The organism is Novosphingobium sp. 18050 (assembly GCF_902706195.1).
Taxonomy (GTDB): domain Bacteria; phylum Pseudomonadota; class Alphaproteobacteria; order Sphingomonadales; family Sphingomonadaceae; genus Novosphingobium.
In genome coordinates this window covers 1-3,304 of the sequence record NZ_CACSJO010000062.1, presented here as the reverse complement: position 1 = coordinate 3,304, position 3,304 = coordinate 1, and the positions used below count along the sequence as shown (strand labels likewise).

General features: G+C 53.5%; 2 rRNA genes. Both read left to right on the top strand.

What is annotated here, in order from left to right:
• Positions 1-190 precede the first annotated feature (190 nt).
• Positions 191-2,984: ribosomal RNA gene (locus GVL61_RS24285) — 23S ribosomal RNA — on the top strand.
• A gap of 155 nt (positions 2,985-3,139) precedes the next feature.
• Positions 3,140-3,254 (top strand): 5S ribosomal RNA (gene rrf / locus GVL61_RS24280).
• Positions 3,255-3,304: the final 50 nt, after the last annotated feature.

Genomic DNA, 3,304 nt, shown 5'->3' with positions numbered 1-3,304 from the left:
CGCGGGATTTGCCCGCATTCTTTGACATTGTGAATGGGTTTTTTAATCGATGCCGTGGCGCGTCGTGCTTGCTGACGTAGTGAGCACACGATGACGCGCAACATACAGATGTAAATCTGGCTGAGATTAATCGTCCGCACCTATTACAGCGCAATCTCTATGCAGGGTTGTCGTTGATGGTGTGGATTCTCAAGCGTGAGGTAAGAGCATTTGGTGGATGCCTTGGCATGTACAGGCGAAGAAGGACGTGGCACGCTGCGATAAGCGTCGGGGAGTTGTGAGCAAACTTTGATCCGACGATTTCCGAATGGGGAAACCCACCTTCACCATTTCTCTCGTTGTTCGAGTGATCGGATAATGAGTGAGGTGGAAAAGGTATCACCGAGTTGAATACATAGACTTGGTGAAGCGAACCCGGGGAACTGAAACATCTAAGTACCCGGAGGAAAAGACATCAACCGAGATTCCGTTAGTAGTGGCGAGCGAACGCGGACCAGGCCAGTGCCTCATCTTCAGTTAGCAGAACGACTTGGAAAGGTCGGCCATAGCGGGTGATAGCCCCGTATGCGAAAACGATGGATGAGGACTCGAGTAGGGCGGGACACGTGAAATCCTGTCTGAACATGGGGGGACCACCCTCCAAGCCTAAATACTCGTACATGACCGATAGCGAACAAGTACCGTGAGGGAAAGGTGAAAAGCACCCCGATGAGGGGAGTGAAACAGTACCTGAAACCGAATGCTTACAAGCAGTTGGAGCCTCTTTAGGGGGTGACAGCGTACCTCTTGCATAATGGGTCAGTGACTTAATGTACCATGCGAGCTTAAGCCGTTAGGTGTAGGCGCAGCGAAAGCGAGTCTGAATAGGGCGACTGAGTATGGTGTATTAGACCCGAAACCCGGCGATCTAGGCATGACCAGGTTGAAGGTGCGGTAACACGCACTGGAGGACCGAACCGTTGAATGTTGAAAAATTCTCGGATGAGTTGTGTTTAGGGGTGAAAGGCCAATCAAGCCGGGAAATAGCTGGTTCTCCGCGAAATCTATTGAGGTAGAGCGTCGGATGTATGCCGTTGGGGGTAGAGCACTGGATGGATGCGGGGGTCGCGAGATCTACCAATTCTAACCAAACTCCGAATACCAACGAGACTTATCCGGCAGACAGACGGCGGGTGCTAAGGTCCGTCGTCAAAAGGGAAACAGCCCTAACCTACAGCTAAGGTCCCCAAGTCATCACTAAGTGGGAAAGCATGTGGGAATCCCAAAACAACCAGGAGGTTGGCTTAGAAGCAGCCATCCTTTAAAGAAAGCGTAACAGCTCACTGGTCTAATTAAGGGTTCCTGCGGCGAAAATGTAACGGGGCTAAAGTGATGCACCGAAGCTTAGGGTGTGATCGTTTCGGATCACGCGGTAGCGGAGCGTTCCGTAGGCCTGTGAAGCGATCTGGTAATGGGTCGTGGAGGTATCGGAAGTGCGAATGCTGACATGAGTAGCGACAAAGAGGGTGAGATGCCCTCTCGCCGAAAGACCAAGGGTTCCTGCTTAAAGCTAATCTGAGCAGGGTGAGCCGGCCCCTAAGACGAGCCCGAAGGGGGTAGTCGATGGGAACCACGTTAATATTCGTGGGCCTGGTGGTGTGTGACGGATCACGTGTATTGTTCGGCCTTATTGGATTGGCCGGGCTTTGAAGTGGTTCCAGGAAATAGCCCCACCGTATAGACCGTACCCGAAACCGACACAGGTGGTCAGGTAGAGTATACCAAGGCGCTTGAGAGAAGTATCCTGAAGGAACTCGGCAAATTGCCTCCGTACCTTCGGAAGAAGGAGGCCCTGTCTATGCGCAAGCACTGGCAGGGGGCACAGGCCAGGGGGTAGCGACTGTTTAGCAAAAACACAGGACTCTGCTAAGTCGGCTTCAAGACGACGTATAGGGTCTGACGCCTGCCCGGTGCCGGAAGGTTAAGAGGAGGAGTGCAAGCTCCGAATTGAAGCCCCGGTAAACGGCGGCCGTAACTATAACGGTCCTAAGGTAGCGAAATTCCTTGTCGGGTAAGTTCCGACCTGCACGAATGGCGTAACGACTTCCCCACTGTCTCCAGGATATGCTCAGCGAAATTGAATTCTCCGTGAAGATGCGGAGTACCCGCGGTTAGACGGAAAGACCCCGTGCACCTTTACTGCAGCTTCAGAGTGGCATTAGGAAAGAGTTGTGTAGCATAGGTGGGAGGCTTTGAAGCGACGGCGCCAGCTGTCGTGGAGCCATAGGTGAAATACCACCCTGTTGTTTTCTGATGTCTAACCTCGAACCGTTATCCGGTTCAGGGACCCTCTGTGGCGGGTAGTTTGACTGGGGCGGTCGCCTCCTAAAGAGTAACGGAGGCGCGCGATGGTAGGCTCAGGCCGGTTGGAAACCGGCTGCAAGAGTGCAATGGCATAAGCCTGCCTGACTGCGAGATTGACGAATCGAGCAGAGACGAAAGTCGGTCATAGTGATCCGGTGGTCCCTCGTGGAAGGGCCATCGCTCAACGGATAAAAGGTACGCCGGGGATAACAGGCTGATGATTCCCAAGAGCTCATATCGACGGAATCGTTTGGCACCTCGATGTCGGCTCATCACATCCTGGGGCTGGAGCAGGTCCCAAGGGTTTGGCTGTTCGCCAATTAAAGTGGTACGTGAGCTGGGTTCAGAACGTCGCGAGACAGTTTGGTCCCTATCTGCCGTGGGCGTCGATACTTGAGAGGAGTTGTCCCTAGTACGAGAGGACCGGGATGAACATGCCTCTGGTGTACCTGTCGTTCCGCCAGGAGCGCAGCAGGGTAGCTATGCATGGACGGGATAACCGCTGAAAGCATCTAAGCGGGAAGCCTCCCTCAAGATTAGGTATCTTCGAGTCGTGATAGACCATCACGTTGATAGGCCGGGTGTGGAAGTGCGGTAACGCATGGAGCTAACCGGTCCTAATAACTCTGTTCATGCTTGAGAATCCCACCATCAATGACAATCCTGCCCCGTGCGACACAGTCGCACATACGGTAAGCGGACTGTCTGCGAAGGCGGACGATCAACCAGCCAGAAACATCAAAACCTGCACGGGCATCGATTAAAAACCCTCTAGCGTAATGCGCCGGCTCCATTGCTTGGTGACCATAGCGTCAGTGACCCACCCGATCCCATCTCGAACTCGGCCGTGAAACCTGACAGCGCCAATGGTACTGTGGCTCAAGCCCCGGAAGAGTAGGACGTCGCCAGGCATTGAAGCCGGCGCAATACACTAGAGACAAAAAACCCATCACAATGACAA